This is a genomic window from Vibrio sp. Y2-5 (genome assembly GCF_014596725.1).
GTDB lineage: Bacteria > Pseudomonadota > Gammaproteobacteria > Enterobacterales > Vibrionaceae > Vibrio.
Genome location: NZ_JACVEG010000001.1, coordinates 867,988 through 889,215, shown reverse-complemented (window position 1 = coordinate 889,215; position 21,228 = coordinate 867,988). Strand labels below are relative to the sequence as shown.

The window sequence follows — 21,228 nt, the reverse complement described above, 5'->3', positions numbered from 1 at the left end:
ATACATTGCCTCGTTGTAAAGATAAAAAGTTTGACTTCTATGCTTTTCAATAGCGACCAACTACGCTATTGTCGCGCTAGAAAATCTCAACGCTTTTACTGGACAGCTAACCGTGGAAAAACATGAAGAAGTTCTAGTGGCAATTCGCCAGATCATTAGAGCCATCGATCTACACTCTAAGAAGCTTAGCAAAAATGCAGGCTTAACGGGGCCGCAACTTATTCTCATGCGTGCAATTAAAGAATTAGGTGAAGTCACAATTAGAGAACTCTCCAAGCACACGAATATGAGTCAAGCCACTGCAACAACCATACTCGATCGTCTTGAGCGAAACGGTTATGTTCAGCGTATTCGTAGCGTTGCAGACAAACGTAAGGTTCACGCGCATCTCACCGAGTCCGGAAAAGTGTTGTTAGAACAAGCACCTGCGCCACTTCAAGAAAGCTTTGTTCAGCGTTTCCAAAAACTCGCCGATTGGGAGCAAAGCCTATTGCTTTCCTCTGTTCAAAGACTTTCCTCAATGATGAATGCGGAAAACATAGACGTCGCACCTCTACTCGAAATCGGTAGCATCACTAAAAATGAAGAATAGATGATTTAATGAAAAAAGGTTGGGATATCCCAACCTTTTTTTATTTTAGTTACAAACTCTTAAGCACATTTATTCCAACAAACCGTGTTGCACCGCGTACTTAGCTAACTCTGCTGTCGAGTGTATATCCAGCTTATGTTTAATATTTTGTCGGTGTGTCTCAACTGTGCGATAACTGATGTTCAATAGAGACGCAATTTTCTTGCTGCTACAACCTTGTGCAACCAGTTTTAACACTGCTTCTTCCCTCCGGCTCAGAGGGTTAGGTTTATTGATGGCGGGTGTGATTTCACCAGTGAACAGTGTTTGTGTCACCGACTCACAAAAATACGTGGAACCTTGATTCACTGTTTTGATTGCCTGAACCATCTTAGATGCAGAAATCTCTTTGAGCATATAACCCACGGCTCCCGCCTGCATCACTTTCATTATGTACTCACGATTATCATGCATAGTCAGCATCAGTACTTTTGCATCAGGCACTTCTTCTTTGATTAATCGAGTCGCGTCAATGCCATTCATTATCGGCATACTGACGTCCATCAGAATGACGTCCGGCTGATGTTGTTTAACCACATCTAAGGCTTCAAGACCATTACTTGCAGTGGCGACGACTTTTATTTCTGGTTCCAATTCAAGACGAGCCATGAAACCTTCCAGCACCACCTGATGGTCATCGACTATGACAACTCTAATTGGTTTTTCCATACACTAATCCATCCAATCGCAATAACACCGTAATCTCTGTACCAAAACCAGCTTCGCTGATTAGCTCAAATTCACCGCCAATAAACTCGACGCGCTCACGCATATTACGCAAGCCTATTCCCCGCTTGTTGAGCGCTTCTTTAACGTTAAAACCAACACCGTCATCTCTCACCATTAACTGAAGCATATTACCCATTTGATGCAGAATCACCGTTACTTTCTTCGCTTGGGAGTGTTTGCGAATATTATTTAGGGACTCTTGAACCACCCGATATAAAGTAGTCGCTGCTTCCGACTTCAGTTTATCCGGTTGGGTATCAAACAAGGTCTCAATTTGAATATTTGAGTGCGCTTGGAAATCTTCCAGCAATGTCGTAAGCGCGGCTTGCAATCCGATGTCGTCCAAAGCACTAGGGCGTAAATTGTGAGAAATACGCCGCACTTCATTTATCGCGGTCATCAATGATTGCTGCGCCTTTTCAACATGCAAAACTAAGGTATCCCCTTTCAGTTTATGATCGAGCAGTTCTAAATGGCACTTGCTCGACACCAGTAACTGATTGATGCCGTCATGAAGTTCACGTGCCAAATGTTTCTTTTCATCCTCCTGAAACATCACCGTTTTATGAGCCAGCTCTTTTAAGTTCTTGTCAGCAAGGCGATGTTCATGAAGGTTAATGGCCAGAGTCAGCACGATGATCACGGCCATTGTCACCGCTAGAATCACCATCACAGAGAAGAAGGTCGTTTCGATGTTTTTGTTTATCGCCGACTGCATGGATGCGACTTCTTGTCTTACATCTTCGATATAGAGACCCGTGCCCACCATCCATTGCCATTTGTCCAACCACGCGACATAGCTGAGTTTCGTTACAGTCTCTTTTGTTGACGGCTTTTGCCATAAATACTGATGAAAACCGCCACCAGACTGTGCCTGAAAAAGAAGAGCTTCAATCAGGAAGTCGCCCTCTTTGTCCTGCAAACGCAGTAAATTTTGACCGATTAATTCTGGTTGTATGGGGTGAACCAGATTGACACCATTACCATCGTACGCAAAAAAGTAACCATCAGAGCCATAACGAAGCTTAGTTAGAATCGCTTTCACTTCTTCTTGCGCTTGTTCTGTGGGTAAAGAATCGTTGTTATAGATATGAGAGATCGAATCCAGCGCGAGATCGACACTATCTTTAAGTGCTGTTTCTCGTGCTTTGATTAGATTGATGCGAAAAATTTCAACTTCACGCTGGCCAAGTGTTTTCGCCTGATGAATTGAGATCCAACTAATACTTGCGGTCACAAGAAGCAGGGGCAATAACGTCAGCAGTATCAGTTTAGCTTTTAAAGGCATTCCGTTTCCCAAAGATCTCTTTGCAAAAATAAAAACAGCTTACTGGCCGCCGAGAGTTCGACAATCAGTAAGCTGCAATACTTTAGCAACTTCTAAGGTGTGTTTGACCAATTCATTGTACAACCAAGAATTGGATCACATTCCGTAGAATTCTGGAAAGACTAAAAGCGAAGCCAACACCAATATCTGAATCGCAATAAATGGCATTACGCCTCTATAAATATCCATGGTAGTAACGGATTTCGGTGCTACTCCTTTTAAATAGAACAGACTGAAACCAAATGGTGGCGTTAAGAAAGATGTCTGTAAGTTCATCGCCACTAAGATAGCAAACCAAGTCATTTCAATACCGAGCGTACTCGCAACAGGCGCTAGAATCGGCACGATGATGAAACAGATTTCGACAAAATCGATAAAGAATCCGAGGATCAAAATCACAATCATAGTTGCAATGAGGAAGCCCCATTTGTCACCGGGAATGGATAGCATCCACTCTTCAACTAGAATGTCACCACCCGTGTAGGTAAATGCCATAGAAAATGCTGTCGCGCCAAGCAAAATTGCGAACACCATCGCTGTTACATTGACCGTCTCTTTTGACGCTTCATACACCATCTTCCAGCTAAATTGACCGTAAAGCATCGCAAGGATCAAAGCACCAGCACCACCCAATGCTGCTGATTCAGTTGGTGTGGCAACACCCGCAAATATGGAGCCAAGAACCACGATAATCAGTGCCAATGGTGGTATCACCGCTTTTAAGGCAGTAATCACTTCTTCTTTGCGAGAAATAGATTCATCTCGGCCAATAGGCATTGCAGCTTCTGGATTCATTTTTGAGTAAATCAGAATGTAAACAATATAAGCGCCAACCAAGACCAAACCCGGCCACAATGCAGCTTGGAATAAGTCACCAACAGGTACACCCAATACATCGCCAAGCAAGATCAACACGATAGAGGGTGGAATAATTTGTCCCAGTGTTCCCGACGCACAAATCGTTCCGCAAGCAAGGCCTTTGTCATAGTTATATTTCAGCATCACAGGTAAAGAAATTAGCCCCATCGCCACCACTGAAGCACCAACAACACCGGTTGATGCGGCAAGCAGAGCGCCGACCAATACGGTTGAAATGGCGATACCACCACGCACACCACCAAACAGGCGTCCCATAGACTCCAGCAACTGTTCAGCTAAGCGTGTTTTTTGCAGTACCAAACCCATAAATACAAACAGCGGCACGGCCATCAACACGGTGTTTTGCATGATGGATTGAATTCGATACGGCATAAAAGCAAACATTTCTATGCCTTCCGCCCAAACACCAAATATCAGTGCGATTCCTCCGAAGGTAAAAGCAACGGGGAAACCTAGAAGTAGTGCAAATAGCGCTACAAAGAACATCACGATTCCGATCATTGTTTTTTCCTTTTACTTCGAATCTTTAAAGTTGGTATGCAAAAGCTGTGGGTTCACGATTCGGTTCAGCGAGTGCAGAATCATGCCGATACCACTCATTGCCATAAAGAAGAACGCCACTGAAATTAGGCTTTTAATAATCCATCGATGAGGTAAACCACCCGGGTCACCCGATGTTTCACCAAGCTCATAACTCTCTTTGGCATAATCAATACCGAAGTAAGCCACCAGCAGACAGAACGGAAGTAACAGGATAAGAGTGCCTAATAGATCGATGACTGCTTGTGCTTTGTTAGAGAGTTGCTCATAGAAGATGTCTACCCGAACATGACCACCCGCTTTTAGCGCATACGGAATACCAAGCATGAACACGGCAGAGAACAGGTGCCATTCGAGCTCTTGAAAGGCAATAGATACGTCATTAAAGGCGTATCGCATAATGACGTCGTAAACCACGTTCGCCACAAGCAGTACGAATAGAATGCTGGATAACCAACCAAGAAAATCGCTGATGCGATTAAACAGTCTTTCGATATAGATGAGACTTCTCATTCCCGACTCCATGGAATTTGCAAATATGCTCCGCTTAACCCTGTATATCTGGAATGAGCTAGCGGAGCTTAGTTATATTTTCTTGGGCTTCTCAGCAGCTTTTAATTAAAACTACTGTGCTTCGTTGTTTAGATACGCGCGCATAGAGATATCAGTCCATTGGCGAACTTGTTTCAGATAGTTTTCTTGTGACTCTTGAATCTCTTTCGCTAGTGGATCTTTAGCTGCGTGATCTGCAAGTAGGCGACCATTTGCATCACGAAGTGCTTTGATTACCTCTGGTGGGAAGTCTTTTACTTTTACGTCTGGATACTCAGTTTTGATTGAAACCCAGTTCTTACCACTTTCATGTACAGATTGTGCATACATGTCGTAAGCAGCCGTGCGCATTGCAACACGCAAGATTTCACGCAGATCCTCAGGTAATTTTTCCCAAGTACGTTTGTTCACTAGAAACTGCAACTCTGTAGCTGGCTCATGCCAACCTGTGTAGTAGTAAGGAGCGATTTTGTGGAAGCCCATACGTAAGTCAAGAGATGGACCAACCCACTCAAGTGCATCGATTGTACGGCGTTCTAGCGAGGTATATAGCTCGCCCGGTGCGATATTCGTTGGCTTGGCACCCAGTTCAGCAAGCACTTCACCAGCAAAGCCAGGAATACGCATTTTCAGACCTTTAAGATCTTCCAGTGAATTGATCTCTTTTTGGAACCAACCCCCCATCTGGATATCGGTATTACCGCCAGGGAAAGACAGCATGTTGTGAGGTTCATACACTTTCTCCATCAGCTCCATACCACCACCGTGATAGAACCAAGCGTATTGTTCAGGCGCAGTCATACCGAATGGCATAGAAGTGAAATAAAGCGTGTTTGGAACCTTGCCTTTCCAGTAATAAGATGCGGAGTGACCCAAGTCATACTGACCTGACTTCACCATGTCGAACACGCCTAACGGCGCTTTGTGTTTGTTAGCTGAGTCGATGCGAATTTGCAGGCGACCGTTAGACATTTTCTTTGCCATCGCAGCCATGTTCTTCGTTGCATCGCCGAAAATCGGGAAGTTTGGTCCCCATGTTTCAGCTAGCTTTAAGCGGTACACTTTTTCATCAGCAGACGCCGATGTTGACAGTAGAGCAAAGCACGCTGTAAGCGCTACCATACTCGTTGTCATAACTCGTTTTACAGATTGATGAATCAGACTCATTGTTCACGTCCTTTTGTTATTGGTCAGTGCAGTGGTACTTCAGCAGCACTTCAGTTCACCACACACTCTGGGTGAACTTTGATCAATAAAAAATGAGCATGATTACGCAAAGAAATAACATCACGAGCACCATATAAAACCATAGTCTTACGTATATATACGTACTCTATACACCATGAAGTTTGTATCTATATGTTTTAAATATTATTTACTGAAGATGAAATTTTCAGACTTTGAATTTCTACGTAACTGCTTTTCCAGATCAAAAATTTACGTTTTGTTTTCGAAACTGTGACAGAGGACATTAAGTGCAATTTAAAATTTTAAATTGGGTTGGGAAGCCGAAATGAAAAAGCCCCGGTGATACCGGGGCTTTAAAGATTGAAGTTGCGAAATAAACTACACCGCTTTGTAGATGACTTTGTTACCCGCTAACTGCTCTTTCACTACAAGGTTTTCTTCAAGTAGTTTTTTAAGTGCACCTGTTGCCCAAGAAGCCGCTTTAGCGTCTTCTTGACCTGCTTCTAGGCCAATAGACTTAGGATTAATGCCTTCCGCATTTTTAACAACAATATCAAGAACCTGTTGTTGCTTAGGCGTTAATTCTACGTCAACTTTAATCGCTGCTGATTGAGCAACAACTTTTTCAACCGCTGGTTTAGCTACTTTTTTCTCTACAACTTTCTTTTCAGCTGCAGGTTTCGCAGTTTTCGTTGCTGAAGATAGGTTCGCTACAGTCGCTTTAACACGCTTTTGCAGTTTAGCCTGCACTTTGCGCTTATGAGCAAGTCTCATCGAGTATGTCTCCATTTCACTGCTTTTTTCGCAGTGGTGAAAATTTGAAGCGCGTTTTATACCAAAATTCAGCTGTCATTTGTAGCATTGAGGTCAAGTTCTCCCGCAAAAATGCATCTATCGCACGTTTATGGCTACAATTTATACATGTATATTTTGGTGTGCCACAGTTGTAATACTGAGGATAAAAACAGTTTTATTGAGAGTGTATGTTATTTCTATGCAGAGTATTCATATTGCCAATCATCACTTTGACTTGCGTTCTCCCTATGTGAGATGGGTAGTCATCGCGGCTACTTTTTTGGCTTTGGGGTTTGTTATTTGGTCACCCAGTTGGCGACAAGCTTTAGTCGCTGTTATCGCTATTTGTGTATTGTTAGTGGTTGGATACTGGTTGATTAGAAAAAGTCGAGTTGGCTACACCTTCACAGCAACTCACTTTCAGCAGCACCTTTTTCGTGGTGGCTGGGTTTTACGTTGGAATAACATTAGTAAAATCGGCATTTGTACGTTCGAACAAGATGGATGGCATCATCCGTTGCCATGGATTGGCATCAAACTCAGACACTACTCTCCTTACCTTGACAGTATTTGTCCGCGCATCGCCTCTGAAATCCTTTTAAGTCAGCGTGCTCTGCTCTATCTAGGCGCTCGACAAAAAAATCAGGAAACGAAATTTGAAGATATGGTGTTGGATGCTCAGCAGTACAAAGAGTCTGCAACTAAAAGCTACTCAGGATTAATGGCTATGTTGGCAAATAGAATGAAGTATCAACGTCAATATTACGATTATGACGTTTTTATCTCTGCCAATGATTTAGACAGAAGTGCAGAAGAATTTGTAGGGTTAGCTCGGCGCTACCTTGCAGCCGCCGAGCCAGAAAATTTCGATCAATAAAGTGGCATTTCATCAGCAACGTAGTGATTGTGTAATCGCTCATGACCGAATGTTGATTTCGGACCGTGTCCCGGAATAAAGGTTACATCATTACCTAATGGCCACAGCTTGGTTTTGATAGAGTTGAGCAATTCACCATGATTCCCTTGAGGGAAGTCTGTACGACCAATACTACCGTGGAACAGTACATCACCAACAAAAGCCAGTCGCGCTTGTTCGCTAAATAAAACAACATGGCCCGGAGTGTGGCCCGGTGTATGAATGACTTGGAGTGTCTGTTTACCGAAAGTTACCGTATCACCTTCATTCAGCCATTGGTTTGGCTCAAACGGTTCTGTGAGTGGAAAACCAAACATTTGGCTTTGGCCTTCTAAACCTTGTAGCCAGAAGTTATCGGCTTTGTGTGGACCAACAACATCGATATTGCCAAGCTGTTCAGCCAATGCTTCCGTACCGCCAACATGATCTAAGTGACCATGAGTAAGCACAATGTGAAGGATTTTCACGCCCAGCTCATCGATTATCGCTTTCAATTGTTTGACGTCACCACCCGGATCGACAACAACGCCTTCCATGGTTTCATCACACCAAACGATTGAACAGTTTTGAGCGAAGCTCGTCACGGGGACAACTTGATATTGTAAAGACATAAAACAAACCTTGTTCGATATTCGAAATTGTTCGAACTATGCCACTAGAGCCTTAGTTTGACAAGCTACGCGCCTTGCCAGTTACGCACTGGACCAGTATCAATGTGTACAAAGCCGCTACGAGGATAATAGCCAACACCGCCCGCCTTTAAGCTTAGTGCAGCTTCGTGAACTTGTTTCAACGAAACGCCATCAAGACGGAAATCGAATGCCTTTCCCATCATATGGAAGCTCTTCTGCGCGACACCATTTGAGTTTTGACGAAGCATTTCATTCGTTGCCGGAGAGCGGTAACCAGAAATAATCTGCACTTCAGCTTCGCAGCCGAGTAAAGTTTGAATACGAGTTAGCTGGTCGAACAACTTTTTATCCATAGGATGAACTTCGTTACGACGGAAATCTCGGCAGATGTGGTTGAGTCTTTTAAGTTCTGAACGCACATATCGTTGACCATTGAAATAACAGCTTTCTAACGTTTCACCCGTGTGCAGGTTATTCAGCGCTAAAACACGAGGTTCATCAGGAAGAGAGGCTTGTGCAATGTTAGGCAAACAGGCAGCAACCACTAAACCACTTCCAGCATATTTCAAAAAATCACGTCGAGATACAATCAAACCAACACCTTTACTACTGATTAAATTTCAAACAGAGCGCGAAACTTAACGGACTCGCCAGTGAAGGTCAAATGCATATTTTGTGCACAAAATCTCTTTATACGGTGATTTATAGCTTTAGTGATTGAACATAAAGAAAAACTTTATTGTGTAAATTTTGAGTAAACTTTGAAGTGAATTACAAAGGCGGCTGGATTGCCGCCCTTTGCCGATCATCCACGGACTTGAGCATCCAAACGGTAAACATCGTCCCTATACTGAAGACTTCCGCCTTCGTACCAAACAGTTTGGTAGATGATGTGAACAGGGATTCGCTTCTTCAAAGCAATCGACTTGTTGCTGGGCTTCTGCTCATCTTTCAGTTTGGATTCATCAATACCCTGAGTTTCGAATATTTTAGCGGCAAAAATCGACGCGTCCTGAACACGAATACAACCTGAACTGAACGCTCTCGATGGACTGTTGAACAGATGTTTGCTTGGCGTATCGTGTAAATAAATAGCACGGGCATTCGGCGTATTAAATTTGTACAAACCCAGAGCATTTTGACGTCCTGATTGCTGGCGCATTCGGTACGGGAATGTGTCTGGGTCGACACTTGTCCAATCTATCCCTTTGGGATCCAAAATCTTGTCTGAGTTCCAGCTTTTAATAATTTCAATATGGTGGCGACTAAAATAGTTTGCATCTCTTTTCGCCAGTGGAAGGATATCTTCCACCATGATTTTTCTGGGCACATTCCAAGTAGGATTTAAAATCACGGAATCAAGCTTAATCGACATTAATGGGGTTGGGCGTTTAACACTTCCCACCACCACTTTTGACGAAAATACGGGTTTACCGGAATACCAGTATTTCATTTCAAAACCGGGGATATTGACCACAATCACAGTATCTTCTTCCTGTGACCATAAGCGACTGCGTTCCGCATTCAAAGCCAGAAGGGCTAAGCGGGATTTCACTGAAAGATTGATCCATTTTAACGTGTCTGGACCTATAATTCCGTCTGACTTGAGGCCATGCATTCGTTGAAATCGTTTAACCACTTTCATCAGACTGTTGTCATACCATGTGACACTGTCACTCACGTGACTCATATCTATGTTGACGAGAGACAGGCGATCGATCAACAACGCTCTGTCATCAAGTTTATCACCCGGTTTTATTAAACCTTTCTGGTTATAACGAGGAATAGACTCTGATTCTTTTTCAAGCAGAGCATTGTATGCCGTCATCAGAGGCTTGTATGACACATCATTAGGCGTATAAGACTGAACCAGCTCAGCAATACCATTTGTGGCCACAGCGACTTCTAGAGAAACAAAGGCATTTTCACTAGGTAATGGGAGGGTGTATGTGAGTTTTTTACCTTCAAAGAACCATTGTTGCCCTAGCTTGGTTGCCTGCTCTGCGTAACTCAGATACATGATAAGCGTATCGGTGGCTAGTAAGTCATACTCAAACCACGCATTCTTCTCACGGTACTTTTGCAAGTATCCTAGACGTCTATCAAGCAGTGGACTGATACCAGCGCGATGAATGACTTCAAGTTGCTGCTCGAACTTTTTAATGGTGACTAAATCGATCCAAATGAGTTGAGCATTATTTTCTTGATATATATGCTCAACTCGTTGCGGATATGCTAACAGTGACAAGACCGGTGAATCAGGTTCAATCCAACCCAATTCAGAAAGCCGTTTTTCTGCTGCTGAAATCGAAACACTGAACAAAATAAGCAACACTGCAAAAAAACGATTTTTCTTCATATAACGACGCCTAACTCAACAACCTATAAATTGAGTATGGCAAAGAAATAGTCAATTGTTATGACAAAATTAAACAATTGCTGACCAGTGATTATCCCATTGCACATTTGATACACTTGTTTCCGCGCCATGAGGATATTGATTTCTCACTACCATCCCAGCACCTGAGCTTACCTGAAACTGGTCACCATGCACAACAACACCTGAAGCATCCGGTAAAGGAGCCAGTTCAACTAAGCGACGAGTCTCTTTCGACCAAATACCATAGCAGTTGCCGACCGGAGATGTAGCCAGTATCCATTTATCCGTAGCCGCTATGCTTGCAATATAATGATTAAACCGAGCCCATTCTTCAGGTTCAGCAAGCAAAGGCTGCATTTCTCCACCACGGGTATGCATGGCAATCAATGACGGCGTATCTTCTGGTTGCCCACGATATTGTTGCCCACACAACACAGTTTCACTGCCGTCATGAGCAAGATGACGAATACTTAAATGATGATCAGGTAATGAAACCTGTTCTAATACCATTCCATTCATAGACAGATAGGTAAGGCTTGGCTTCATCGTCTCGATATTTAAAGGCGCTCTGCCATTCGTATGAACACCACCAACACCAATCGCTAGAGTGTCATCAGGCATCATAATCACCTCATGTGGACCAATACCAAACCCTGTCAGCTCATCGATTTTCTGGTAGCCTTTTTGAACGTCATAAACACCAATGATCCCCCTACTGGTTCCTCTCTCACCTTCAGTAGCAAACAACCAGAAGCCATCATTGGAATACACACCATGCCCATAAAAATGTCGCTGAGAACCGGACGAATTGAGCGCTATCATCTCGCCACTCTGATAGTCAAAAACCATCATAAACTCACCCGGACGGCGGCCAAAGGCAACGGCTTGACTCATATGAGGATGAATAGCGACCCCATGCCCTCTAGCAGGTAAAGGTAACTGAAGAATGGATTGCCCGTGCTTATCAGCCACAACCGCGCTAAATTGATTGCGATTTTTGACTGCGCAGCCCACTAGTACAGCTCGATTTTGATTACTATTGCTTGCACAACCAAATGGAATTACCGGCGTGCAAACACCGAAGAGCGCCGCTTTCAGCAATGAGCGGCGAGTATTATCAGTCACCATCGGTTGCGTTAAATCCTATCACTACGTCTAATTCCACAGATACTTCGTCATGCAGTAAGTACTTAAGTTGATCCAATTTGTTGTACTGAGACAATACAGTTCGGTATCCCTCTTTTGTTTGCAACAGGTCGAACAAACTGCCCTCTTCAGGCCACGTCGCAACAAGGTTCGCATATTGCGTTTTCACGCGTTCGGCTAAATCAATCAGCCCACGGTCTCTCAGCATTTTGTCTAAACCATCGCCATCAGATAAATACAGCGCTTGCATCGCTTCAATATTGGCTTGTAGGTTGAACAGAGACGTTTTAGATCGCCATGATTCAGAGAAATATGGGCGAGGTTTACCGATATTCGCTAGAGGACGGCTTAACTTAGACATGGAAAATTCTAGCTGATTAGATAACAGCGCTATGTATTCCGATCTCCATGTTTGAGCATCCAGTTTTGTCCAAGGGTTTGTGCGCCACGCCTTTTCAATGGTATCTGCTCTGTTTGCCAGATTTTCACTGATTGCCGTAGCTGACATGCATGCCTTAACCTTCGAAGTGGTCAGCGGCGATTTGGAATCGTAGAGTAACCATTCAATCGCGCCAAGACCTTGTACCGTGACACTGTTTTCAGCAATGTCGGAGGCCGTCCAAGCTTTATCCTGCTTAGTTAGCGCCCCCATTTTCAGACCAGTAGTGTTTTTCTTATCTGGCCAAAATTGCACATTCCAACTTTGAGCAAGAGCATCAGCAGGTCCCCGCTCCTGACCTTGTAATGCCATCCACGCAAGCATAGTGCTATGCCATTGTTGTTTGGTCTCCGCGATGTCCACGGAATCTGTCTGACAGTACTCAGAAAACGCCTCGGCTAATGAATGGGCCTGCAAAGAAAAATGATTTGCAGCTTGATACTCCACCAAGTAAGTAGCTTGGCTTACGTGTTGGGTTTGCTGCGCGTGCGAAGTTATCTGGCTTGTCTGGCAAGCGGTTAAGCTCAGTACCAATATACTTGGCAGAAACTGTTTGAAGGTCATATAAACACCTAACAAAGAATGACTTTATAAAGAATTTAAAAATGCGATTAAGGCTTCTCGTTCTTGCTTATTGAACTGAAGTACTTTTTCTTTGGCAGATTGAGCTTCACCCCCATGCCAAAGCACCGCTTCCATAAGATTTCGTGCTCGTCCGTCATGAAGGAAGTAAGTATGGTTATTCACTTCCTCTGTATAACCAATGCCCCATAGCGGCGGCGTTCGCCATTCGTTACCTGATGCAAGGGCTTCTGGGCGATCATCACTTAGAGCCTCACCCATATCGTGCAACAGTAAATCAGTATATGGATGAATAATTTGTTCTGACAAAGCAGGCCTGCCTTCTAACTTCGCCGTTTTAATTTGTGTTTTATGACAGCGATTACATCCTACTTCGGCAAACAGCTTTTTACCGTGCTGTACTTTAGGATCATCCACATTTCGACGCACTGGTACGGCTAAGTGTTGCGAATAAAATTCTACGAAGCCGAGTATATTGTCACTCACTTCTGGTTCGCCACCGTTAGGAACTTGACGACAAAGTGTTTGATGCACACTGCAGTTTTCTTTTGGGAAGAGACTACTGGTCAACCCTAGGTCACCATTAAAAGCTGCGGCATTTTGCTGCATGAGCGAAGGTTGCCCTGCTTTCCAACCGAAACGCCCTATGACCTTTTTATCTTCACGGACATCCCACACTCGGTTTACACGACCAGAGATTCCATCACCATCAGTGTCGTTCTCATCTTGCCAAGAAAGAATCGTCTGTTCTGGAATGGCTTCTAACAGACCTAAGCCAATCATAGGCGGAGCGACACGCGCAGAAAACTGAGTCTTCGGATGCAAGGAGCCATAACCTAGTTTTTGAATAGAAAGGTTCGGTTTTCGTAATAGTACAGGAGTACCATCGGCAAACTTGACCACGACTTCATCGTATGTAATTTCAATCGAGCCCTCCGCTTTTTTCCCCGGAAGAGCGAAGTCTTGTAGCTGATCACCGTAAACGGGTTCAGGTACTACGCCTGCCCGATCATAAATGGCTTTTTGTGCTGCTGTTTCGGCAGGAATACTCAAACGTACAAGCATAGAAACCGCTTGGGTATCATTTTCTTCAGGCGGATGACCGCGTCCGTCTTTGATATGGCAATTCTGACAACCATTGGTATTGAAAAGAGGACCAAGACCATCGCGGGCGTCGGTTGATGAAGGAGCAGGAACCCAGGGATTACGAAAAAAACTGTTACCCACACTAAAATCTAAGCGCTTTGCCATTGGCAAGTTTGATGCTGGCAGAGAATAAGCATTAGGACCAGATTTCGTTGTACTGGTACTGCCACCGGATTTCACATCTTCAGCCAAAGCATAGCAAGAGACCAAGCTCAATATTAGTACTGAAAAATACGACTTCATTACGTCTTTCTCATCATTTAAAAAGCAAGAAACCCAATCAGTGGAACCTCGTTTGAAGGTCTTGTGATTGGGTATAGATGAGTTCTCTCTTCATCATTAAACTCTCTGAGAGAACTCATTGGCCATCGGAATTAAAATTCGTGGTCGGCGCTATCGGGATTAAGATTATCGATACCGATAATACTTGCTGCACGCTCAATAGAAGCCGTCTGAGCAACTAAACCAGCAATAGCCTTGTTGACCAGTGCGTTGCCTTCAGCATTATCAGCTGCGATTAGCTGATCAAAGTGCTGGTTGTTTTGTTCAGCTGATTTCACTAACTCACCCACTTGTACACGAGAGGCTTCAAACTGAGCCAGGATATCTTTCGCCGTTGATGAATCTTTGTCAGCGACTAAATCATTAATGCTGGCCCCTGAAAGTTTAGAACCGTCTACACGTGAATATGACCCCGTGTAAACGTTGTAAATACCTTGTTCATTAAAGTAGTGAGAATTATGCGTGTTGTCAGAGAAACAATCGTGCTCATCTTCAGTAGAATTGGCTTCTAGCGCCACTTTCATACGCTCACCAGCTAACTCACCAAGAGACAAAGAACCCATGCCGAACAACATTTTACGAATGCCATTGGTTGCTGAGTCTGAAAGAAGCTCTTGACGGTAATTGCCTTTTTCTGATGCTGACCACTGCTTTTCCATCCACTCTAGATCTTGTACAAGAAGCTGAACTGAAGCTTTTAAGTATTGAGCGCGTCGGTCACAGTGACCATTAGTACACTCAGCACCTTGAACATAATCGGTATAAGGACGTTCACCAGCACCGGGGTTGGTACCGTTTAGATCTTGCCCCCAAAGCAAGAACTCAATGGCATGGTATCCAGATGCTACATTAGCTTCTGAACCACCAACTTCGTTCAGGCTGGCAATGAGTTCAGGTGTAATGGTAGATGCATCAATTGTCGTTGCGCCGATCGTGATAGCCTTGTTACCAATAATGTTTGCACTTGCGCCTTCATTGCCAAGTTCATATTGGTAATCGGTCGCAACGTAATCGATCAACCCTTCATCCAAAGGCCAAGCGTTTAGCTGCCCTTCCCAGTCATCAACGACTGCGTTACCGAAACGGAAAACTTCAGACTGCTGGTACGGTACGCGCGCAGCTAGCCAAGCCTTTTTAACATCTTGTAGATTTGTTTCTGAAGGTGCAGTTAGAAAAGCATTCACTGACTTTTCAAGCCCTTTTGCTGTAGTCAATGAGTCAGCGAATACTGCGTGCGCAATATCTGCATAATTTTCTACAACTTGTTGTTGGGTAACTGCGGCCATGCTTGCAGCACTCGCTAAAGTTAAAGAAGCGGCGATAGATTGGACTAAAAACGATTTCACTTTCATTGAAGCATCCTTGTTGAGCAACTTTAATGGTAGTGCTAATTATTATCATTTGCACTATTAGTTACGAATAATACAAATTTACAATTTATTTGCAAGCTGTAACAAAAAAAACCTCACCGAAGTGAGGTTTTTTTATGCAAAAGTGACGAACAATTAAAGTTTTAAGTTGTGCTTTCCATGTGAGACTTTTGCTTTTAAATAGCTTTCATTGCCTGATTTAATATGGGCAGCTGTATTAACAACTTCAACGATCTCAATACCATGCTGCTTTAGTTCGTTGACTTTTTTAGGGTTATTAGTAATCAATCGAATCTTACTTACACCCAAGGCTTTTAACATTTGTGCCGCTTCAGTGAAATCTCGTAGATCGTCGCCAAAACCTAAATGATTGTTGGCTTCGTAGGTATTCATCCCCTGGCTTTGTAAGCGGTAAGCATCGATCTTGTTATAAAGACCAATACCTCGGCCCTCTTGACGCAGATAGAGAATAATTCCGCCAAACTCACCCATCTTTTCAATGGTTTCTTCCAACTGCTCACCACAATCGCAACGCGACGAATGGAATACATCACCAGTTAAACACTCCGAGTGCATACGGACTAATGGAATCTCTTGGGACTTATCAACGGATTTGAAGATAACAGCAACGTGCTCTTTATCTGTTTTTAATCCTTTGAAAGAGAGGATTTCAGCATCAATGCTGCTTTTAGCGCCGACCTTAAAGTCAACTCTGGCTCTTACTTCCGCCATATCTGTACTCACTTCACTCAAACATTACTTATGCACAGTGGTAATAATTTATCTTCTTCTCATATTTAGCAGAGCTAATGCTCAGCCACGTCGAGAGTCCATGCATTCGAATCAGTTAATCTTGCCATAACTATGGGGATTGGCCCGCTAGTTTTCAATGAAAAGATCATAATCTCTTTATCCACTCAAGTAACTTATAGAAACGCGCTCTGTAAGATTCATTAAGCTTTGTTGTTATAATATAACAATTTGGAAAAACGGCAATAAAAAACCCAGCTGTATTAAGCTGGGTAAAAAGTACTAGATTGACTTAGCTTTTCTGAGTTTTTTTCCACATAGTGAAGTCAATCCAAATCTGTTCTAGCTCTTTCAATTCTTCTGCAGTTAATAACGATAACGTTGGTTTAGACTGAGTAGAAGTATATGGTTGCAGAGAACTAATTTGCTCATGAAAAGCTTCTTTCAATTTATAAATCATCAGTTGGTCCACTGCCTTAATCCATTAATAAGCATTAATTCTCAAAAATAATACCATTTAAAATTCAATTTTGTGACAAAAAACATATTAATGGAACTATCATCACACTTTACATTTGATTTTTTATAGGAGCATTTTTGATCCAAAATATGCAGATAGATCAATTACCTTAGCCTAATGATCACTAAGATTTCTGTGTAGAATTCTGCTGTTTATTCATAGTTACTGCGCTCTAATGTGACGTCTTATCATTTATTATCTATTGGCTATACATTAATAAATACTAATATTTTATTTATTTGGATTTCGACTTAATTAGGGCTTTTTATTTACGTAGATATTTCAATTAAGTGGTGTTGAAAATTTATTAGATAAAAAAAGCCGAGTATTAAATACTCGGCTTTTTATACGGTGAAGATTATTTATTCTGATTCACTTTCACTATCAGCGCCAGAATCATCACTCTCAATGTCAACGGTATCCGCCGACTCTACTGACGAATCAACGACTTCATCACCCTCTTCCCCTTCAGGAAGTTCAGATTCTTCAATTTCTTCGATTCGTTGTAGTGCTACAACTTTCTCGTCTTCCGCTGTACGGATAAGTGTTACACCTTGAGTGTTACGACCAACTTGACTCACTTCAGCAACACGAGTACGTACTAGTGTACCTGCGTTAGTGATCATCATGAATTCGTCGCCTTCTTCCACTTGAACCGCACCAACAACGAGACCGTTACGCTCTGAGACTTTAATAGACACAACACCTTGTGTTGCACGGCTCTTCGCTGGGTATTCGCTTAGAACAGTCTGCTTACCATAACCATTTTCGGTTACTGTCAGCACGTTACCGTCAGTCTTAGGAACGATCAGAGAAACGATTTGATCATCGCCGTTCAGTTTCATACCACGGACACCAGCTGCAGTACGTCCCATTGCACGAACTTGTTGCTCGTTGAATCGGACAACTTTACCTGATTGCGAGAACAACATGATGTCGTTGTTACCGTCTGTAATATCAACACCGATTAGCGAGTCTTCATCACGTAGGTTAAGAGCAATCAGACCGTTTGCACGCACGTTAGCGAACTGGTCTAGAGACGTCTTCTTAACAGTACCATCGCCGGTTGCCATAAAGATAAATTTATCTTCACTGAACTCAGTTACAGGCAGAATCGCTGTGATACGTTCGTTTTCTGCAAGTGGCAGTAAGTTAACAATTGGCTTACCACGAGCAGTACGGCTCGCTAATGGCAATTGATACGTCTTCAGACGATATGTCTTACCACGCGTTGAGAAACATAGAATGTTGTCATGAGTGTTCGCGACAAGTAGACGTTCGATATAATCTTCGTCTTTCATGCGCGTTGCACTCTTACCACGGCCACCACGACGTTGAGATTCATAATCGCTTAGAATCTGATACTTCACATAACCTTCGTGAGATAGAGTCACAACAACATCTTCACGAGCAATCAGCTCTTCCATATCAATGTCATGGCTTGCTGCTGTGATTTCTGTACGACGTGCGTCACCAAAAGCATCACGAACCGTTTCTAGCTCTTCACGGATGACTTCCATCAAGCGCTCTGTGCTGCTAAGAATATGCAGTAGCTCTGCAATTTCTTCTAGAAGCTGTTTGTATTCATCAAGAATCTTCTCGTGTTCTAGACCTGTTAAACGGTGTAAACGAAGTTCTAGAATCGCCTGAGCTTGTTGCTCTGTTAAGAAATATTGACCGTCACGAATACCATACTGAGCTTCTAACCACTCAGGGCGAGCTGCATCTGTACCAGCACGCTCAAGCATTGCCGCTACGTTGCCTAGATCCCAGCCACGTGAAATCAGGCCAACTTTTGCTTCTGCTGGCGTTGGAGCTTTACGAATCAAATCGATAATTTCATCGATATTTGCCAATGCTAGTGCTAAACCTTCAAGGATATGAGCACGTTCACGAGCTTTGCGTAATTCGAAAATAGTACGACGAGTCACCACTTCACGACGGTGGTTAACGAAGCACTTGATCATCTCTTTCAGGTTAAACAGTTTTGGCTGGCCGTGTTCAAGGGCAACCATGTTTATCCCGAAAGTCGTTTGAAGTTGAGTGTTTGCATATAGGTTATTCAGAACAACTTCACCTACTGCATCACGTCTACATTCAATAACAATACGCATACCATCTTTATCAGATTCGTCACGTAGTGCGCTGATGCCTTCAACTTTCTTATCTTTTACAAGTTCTGCAATTTTCTCGATCAAGCGAGCTTTGTTCACTTGGTACGGAATTTCAGAAACGATGATGGTCTCTTTGCCACTCTTATCCGCTTCAATATCAGCTTTAGAGCGCATGTAAACTTTACCGCGACCAGTCTTATAGGCATCGATGATACCTTTACGACCACTAATCAATGCAGCGGTTGGGAAATCTGGTCCTGGGATGTAATCCATCAACTCATCAATAGTGATGTCTTCATTGTCGATGAATGCCAAACATCCATTCACAACTTCGGTTAAGTTGTGTGGCGGAATATTTGTTGCCATACCTACTGCGATGCCTGATGCACCATTCACAAGCAGGTTAGGAACTTTAGTTGGTAATACTGCAGGAATCTGCTCAGTACCATCGTAGTTATCTACGTAATCAACCGTTTCTTTATCTAAATCAGCCAACAATTCATGGGCAATTTTGGCCATGCGGACTTCGGTATAACGCATTGCCGCAGCAGAGTCGCCATCAATTGAACCGAAGTTACCTTGACCATCCGCTAGCATATAGCGAAGTGAGAACGGCTGTGCCATACGTACAATCGTATCGTATACAGCACTATCACCATGTGGGTGATATTTACCGATTACGTCACCTACCACACGGGCAGATTTCTTATATGGTTTATTCCAATCGTTGCCCAACACGTTCATAGCAAATAGAACGCGGCGGTGTACTGGTTTTAGACCATCACGCACATCTGGAAGAGCACGACCAACGATAACTGACATCGCATAGTCTAGGTATGAACCTCGAAGCTCATCTTCAATGTTTACGGGCGTGATCTCTTTAGCTAGATCGCTCATAGAGCCTTTATCCCTCTATAGTTTGATCGGTATATCCAGACAGTGAGCTATTACTATAAATAAGCCGAATAGACACTGTTTTCCAATTTCCAGATATTATTGATACTTATAAGGTGAAAAAATATAACACAACTTATAACGGTTCGGCATAACTTTCATTGCCCTTTTATCAGGTTGTGATGTTTGTTGCCTCTAAAATGTGGAGAAATTACACACTTCTCCCATATCCAACTGATAAATGGTTAATTTTTACCCATATATTTACGAAACAATCAAATCTTGGTTAAACCAACAGAGAACAACTGGTTTGATTTACTCATAACGTTATAATGCCAACGTAACCACGGATGAGTATTAAAGGCAAATTCACTATGACGACAACTCAAAATCAAAACGTCGACCCTAACGAAATAAAAAAATTCGAGGACATGGCCTCTCGTTGGTGGGATCTAGAAGGCGAATTCAAACCTCTTCACCAGATTAACCCTCTTCGTCTCAATTACGTTCTCGACAAAGCCGATGGTCTTTTTGGCAAGAAAGTACTGGACGTTGGCTGCGGTGGAGGCATTTTGGCAGAAAGCATGGCTCGTGAAGGCGCAGAAGTGACTGGCTTAGATATGGGCAAAGAACCTCTGGAGGTTGCTCGTCTTCACGCATTAGAGACGGGAACTAAGCTCACTTATATTCAGAGTACAATCGAAGAACACGCAAAAGAAAACCCACAAACCTATGATGTGGTGACTTGTATGGAAATGCTGGAACACGTCCCTGACCCGCTTTCAGTCGTTCAGGCCTGCGCAGCATTGGTCAAACCGAACGGTCACGTCTTCTTTTCTACCTTGAACCGCAACATTAAGTCGTATCTTTTTGCTATTGTAGGGGCGGAAAAGCTAATGAAGATTGTCCCTGACGGTACCCACGACCACGAGAAGTTTATCCGTCCTTCTGAGCTACTTAAAATGGTCGATCAAACGCACCTTAAAGAGCAAGGTATTACCGGACTTCTCTATAACCCGCTAACTGATAGCTATCGCTTAGGGAAAAATGTCGATGTGAACTACATCGTTCACACACGTTTGTTCTGATGGTAAATATTCTGGTCGCAAAAATGAGGGTTTTTTAACCCTCATTTTCTTCGAGAAACATTTCATTTTTATGCACGTTTTTCGTGCATTGTGTTCCATTTTGAATCAACAAAATTTGGCTCGAATTTTTAGTTAAAGATCAAGGAAATTTTTTTTCGATCGGTTACGAATAAACCAATCTTGAAAGCTCGATTTTTTACAATCAACTCTGTTCTTAGATCATCAGTTAGTGGCTACTAACGTTTTTTTTCATTTTCAAAGTTATCCACAAAGTTTCCCCTAAACTGTAACTTGCATTAAAGGGGTTATAGCACTATGTTGTAACTCG

The 21,228-nt window shown here is 43.0% G+C and carries 19 protein-coding genes; 3 read left to right on the top strand and 16 right to left on the bottom strand.

Features of this window, described 5'->3' with window-relative positions; all coding sequences use genetic code 11:
- Window positions 1-112: 112 nt before the first annotated feature.
- A complete protein-coding gene (locus tag HUO09_RS04100) occupies window positions 113-592 on the top strand; it encodes a MarR family transcriptional regulator (protein WP_167412430.1) in 480 nt (159 codons plus the stop codon).
- A 69-nt stretch (window positions 593-661) separates the two neighbouring features.
- Here HUO09_RS04100 and HUO09_RS04095 read toward each other — a convergent pair whose 3' ends face one another.
- The 6 genes from HUO09_RS04095 to HUO09_RS04070 form a co-directional block, all read right to left on the bottom strand.
- Window positions 662-1,300, bottom strand: a complete 639-nt coding sequence (locus HUO09_RS04095; protein ID WP_167412431.1) for a response regulator transcription factor — start codon at window positions 1,298-1,300, stop codon at window positions 662-664.
- On the bottom strand, window positions 1,284-2,648 hold the full coding sequence (locus tag HUO09_RS04090) for a cache domain-containing protein (RefSeq protein ID WP_188233051.1): 1,365 nt from the start codon (window positions 2,646-2,648) through the stop codon (window positions 1,284-1,286). Before HUO09_RS04090 ends, HUO09_RS04095 begins: the two co-directional genes overlap by 17 nt.
- A gap of 135 nt (window positions 2,649-2,783) precedes the next feature.
- Window positions 2,784-4,067 (bottom strand): TRAP transporter large permease subunit, encoded by a 1,284-nt coding sequence (locus tag HUO09_RS04085; RefSeq protein WP_167412433.1) that lies wholly within the window; start codon window positions 4,065-4,067, stop codon window positions 2,784-2,786.
- A 12-nt stretch (window positions 4,068-4,079) separates the two neighbouring features.
- On the bottom strand, window positions 4,080-4,619 hold the full coding sequence (locus HUO09_RS04080; RefSeq protein WP_188233050.1) for a TRAP transporter small permease subunit: 540 nt from the start codon (window positions 4,617-4,619) through the stop codon (window positions 4,080-4,082).
- Between the two features lie 111 nt (window positions 4,620-4,730).
- Window positions 4,731-5,825, bottom strand: a complete 1,095-nt coding sequence (locus tag HUO09_RS04075; RefSeq protein ID WP_167412435.1) for a TRAP transporter substrate-binding protein — start codon at window positions 5,823-5,825, stop codon at window positions 4,731-4,733.
- Between the two features lie 399 nt (window positions 5,826-6,224).
- On the bottom strand, window positions 6,225-6,620 hold the full coding sequence (locus tag HUO09_RS04070; RefSeq protein ID WP_188233049.1) for a MarR family transcriptional regulator: 396 nt from the start codon (window positions 6,618-6,620) through the stop codon (window positions 6,225-6,227).
- A 220-nt stretch (window positions 6,621-6,840) separates the two neighbouring features.
- On the opposite strand from HUO09_RS04070, the gene HUO09_RS04065 reads away from it, so the two are divergent.
- The gene (locus HUO09_RS04065) at window positions 6,841-7,518 is read left to right on the top strand and encodes a DUF2982 domain-containing protein (protein WP_167412812.1); all 678 of its coding nucleotides are present in this window, start codon (window positions 6,841-6,843) and stop codon (window positions 7,516-7,518) included.
- On the opposite strand, the gene HUO09_RS04060 is transcribed toward HUO09_RS04065, so the two are convergent.
- From HUO09_RS04060 to gyrA, 10 genes are all read right to left on the bottom strand, one after another.
- The gene (locus HUO09_RS04060) at window positions 7,512-8,168 is read right to left on the bottom strand and encodes an MBL fold metallo-hydrolase (RefSeq protein ID WP_167412811.1); all 657 of its coding nucleotides are present in this window, start codon (window positions 8,166-8,168) and stop codon (window positions 7,512-7,514) included. The genes HUO09_RS04065 and HUO09_RS04060 overlap by 7 nt on opposite strands.
- Window positions 8,169-8,233: 65 nt before the next feature.
- The gene (locus HUO09_RS04055; protein WP_188233048.1) at window positions 8,234-8,782 is read right to left on the bottom strand and encodes a YcbK family protein; all 549 of its coding nucleotides are present in this window, start codon (window positions 8,780-8,782) and stop codon (window positions 8,234-8,236) included.
- A 212-nt stretch (window positions 8,783-8,994) separates the two neighbouring features.
- Window positions 8,995-10,548 (bottom strand): murein L,D-transpeptidase, encoded by a 1,554-nt coding sequence (locus HUO09_RS04050; protein ID WP_188233047.1) that lies wholly within the window; start codon window positions 10,546-10,548, stop codon window positions 8,995-8,997.
- A gap of 69 nt (window positions 10,549-10,617) precedes the next feature.
- Window positions 10,618-11,697, bottom strand: coding sequence for a DUF1513 domain-containing protein (locus HUO09_RS04045; protein WP_188233046.1), 1,080 nt, complete (start codon window positions 11,695-11,697; stop codon window positions 10,618-10,620).
- The gene (locus tag HUO09_RS04040) at window positions 11,687-12,718 is read right to left on the bottom strand and encodes an imelysin family protein (RefSeq protein WP_188233045.1); all 1,032 of its coding nucleotides are present in this window, start codon (window positions 12,716-12,718) and stop codon (window positions 11,687-11,689) included. The genes HUO09_RS04045 and HUO09_RS04040 overlap by 11 nt, the downstream gene beginning before the upstream one ends.
- A gap of 24 nt (window positions 12,719-12,742) precedes the next feature.
- The gene (locus HUO09_RS04035) at window positions 12,743-14,125 is read right to left on the bottom strand and encodes a di-heme oxidoredictase family protein (protein ID WP_188233044.1); all 1,383 of its coding nucleotides are present in this window, start codon (window positions 14,123-14,125) and stop codon (window positions 12,743-12,745) included.
- A gap of 131 nt (window positions 14,126-14,256) precedes the next feature.
- A complete protein-coding gene (locus tag HUO09_RS04030) occupies window positions 14,257-15,516 on the bottom strand; it encodes an imelysin family protein (RefSeq protein ID WP_188233043.1) in 1,260 nt (419 codons plus the stop codon).
- A gap of 153 nt (window positions 15,517-15,669) precedes the next feature.
- A complete protein-coding gene (ribA, locus tag HUO09_RS04025) occupies window positions 15,670-16,266 on the bottom strand; it encodes a GTP cyclohydrolase II (protein WP_167412815.1) in 597 nt (198 codons plus the stop codon).
- Window positions 16,267-16,576: 310 nt separating this feature from the next.
- Entirely contained in the window at window positions 16,577-16,756 is a 180-nt protein-coding gene (locus HUO09_RS04020) for a hypothetical protein (protein WP_167412804.1), read from the bottom strand.
- A gap of 410 nt (window positions 16,757-17,166) precedes the next feature.
- Window positions 17,167-19,815 (bottom strand): DNA topoisomerase (ATP-hydrolyzing) subunit A, encoded by a 2,649-nt coding sequence (gene gyrA / locus HUO09_RS04015; RefSeq protein WP_188233042.1) that lies wholly within the window; start codon window positions 19,813-19,815, stop codon window positions 17,167-17,169.
- Between the two features lie 371 nt (window positions 19,816-20,186).
- Here gyrA and ubiG point away from each other — a divergent pair, with 371 nt between their 5' ends.
- On the top strand, window positions 20,187-20,900 hold the full coding sequence (ubiG, locus tag HUO09_RS04010; protein WP_188233041.1) for a bifunctional 2-polyprenyl-6-hydroxyphenol methylase/3-demethylubiquinol 3-O-methyltransferase UbiG: 714 nt from the start codon (window positions 20,187-20,189) through the stop codon (window positions 20,898-20,900).
- The last annotated feature ends 328 nt before the right edge of the window (window positions 20,901-21,228 follow it).

Coding starts and splice junctions, on each gene's coding strand:
- HUO09_RS04095 (WP_167412431.1), bottom strand. CDS start 1,300: ATGGAAAAACCAATTAGAGTTGTCATAGTCGATGACCATCAGGTGGTG.
- HUO09_RS04090 (WP_188233051.1), bottom strand. CDS start 2,648: ATGCCTTTAAAAGCTAAACTGATACTGCTGACGTTATTGCCCCTGCTT.
- HUO09_RS04085 (WP_167412433.1), bottom strand. CDS start 4,067: ATGATCGGAATCGTGATGTTCTTTGTAGCGCTATTTGCACTACTTCTA.
- HUO09_RS04080 (WP_188233050.1), bottom strand. CDS start 4,619: ATGAGAAGTCTCATCTATATCGAAAGACTGTTTAATCGCATCAGCGAT.
- HUO09_RS04075 (WP_167412435.1), bottom strand. CDS start 5,825: ATGAGTCTGATTCATCAATCTGTAAAACGAGTTATGACAACGAGTATG.
- HUO09_RS04070 (WP_188233049.1), bottom strand. CDS start 6,620: ATGAGACTTGCTCATAAGCGCAAAGTGCAGGCTAAACTGCAAAAGCGT.
- HUO09_RS04065 (WP_167412812.1), top strand. CDS start 6,841: ATGCAGAGTATTCATATTGCCAATCATCACTTTGACTTGCGTTCTCCC.
- HUO09_RS04060 (WP_167412811.1), bottom strand. CDS start 8,168: ATGTCTTTACAATATCAAGTTGTCCCCGTGACGAGCTTCGCTCAAAAC.
- HUO09_RS04050 (WP_188233047.1), bottom strand. CDS start 10,548: ATGAAGAAAAATCGTTTTTTTGCAGTGTTGCTTATTTTGTTCAGTGTT.
- HUO09_RS04045 (WP_188233046.1), bottom strand. CDS start 11,697: ATGGTGACTGATAATACTCGCCGCTCATTGCTGAAAGCGGCGCTCTTC.
- HUO09_RS04040 (WP_188233045.1), bottom strand. CDS start 12,718: ATGACCTTCAAACAGTTTCTGCCAAGTATATTGGTACTGAGCTTAACC.
- HUO09_RS04035 (WP_188233044.1), bottom strand. CDS start 14,125: ATGAAGTCGTATTTTTCAGTACTAATATTGAGCTTGGTCTCTTGCTAT.
- HUO09_RS04030 (WP_188233043.1), bottom strand. CDS start 15,516: ATGAAAGTGAAATCGTTTTTAGTCCAATCTATCGCCGCTTCTTTAACT.
- ribA (WP_167412815.1), bottom strand. CDS start 16,266: ATGGCGGAAGTAAGAGCCAGAGTTGACTTTAAGGTCGGCGCTAAAAGC.
- gyrA (WP_188233042.1), bottom strand. CDS start 19,815: ATGAGCGATCTAGCTAAAGAGATCACGCCCGTAAACATTGAAGATGAG.
- ubiG (WP_188233041.1), top strand. CDS start 20,187: ATGACGACAACTCAAAATCAAAACGTCGACCCTAACGAAATAAAAAAA.